This window comes from Bacillus sp. LR--39 (assembly GCF_053613335.1).
Window position 1 is genome coordinate 1 of the sequence record NZ_JBSIOT010001446.1, and the last position, 546, is coordinate 546.

The following is a 546-nucleotide window of genomic DNA, read 5'->3' on the forward strand; positions in this document are numbered from 1 at the left end:
TACTTTATTAAGAACGGACATCAAAACATCGCCATCATCGAGGGGATCGAAGGCTTTAAATCCTCCCAGCAGCGAAAGGAAGGCTACCTATCTGCACTGATTCAACATCATATTCCGATCAAACATGAATACAGTGTCAAAGGACAGTACGATATGGAAAGCGGATTTCAAGCGATGGAGCGGCTGCTGGCGCTGCCGAATCCTCCTACCGCTGTTTTTTGTTCGAATGATGACATGGCAATCGGAGCGATGAATGCGATATTCGCAAAGGGACTGCGCGTTCCTGATGATATTTCGGTGATCGGGTTTGATGATATTGGGTTTTCACAGTACATCACGCCAAGGCTTTCAACAGTAAAGCGACCAGTGGAGCAAATCAGCGTGCTCGGCGCGCAAAAACTCTTGTCGCTGATCAGCAAGCCCGAAACAAAAGCAGAAAAAATCTTGGAAAACACAGAATTCATGGTGCGTGATTCAGTCAGACGATTGATGACGTGATGTCCCGTTTTTCAGCGGGCATTCTTTATACAGAAAAATGTTAACGTG

The 546-nt window shown here is 46.0% G+C and carries 1 protein-coding gene; it reads left to right on the forward strand.

From position 1 onward, the window contains the following. Positions 1–498, forward strand: a 498-nt coding sequence (locus tag ACWHAR_RS31040; RefSeq protein WP_452088927.1) for a LacI family DNA-binding transcriptional regulator, incomplete at its 5' end; no start/stop codon positions are given. Positions 499–546 lie beyond the last annotated feature (48 nt).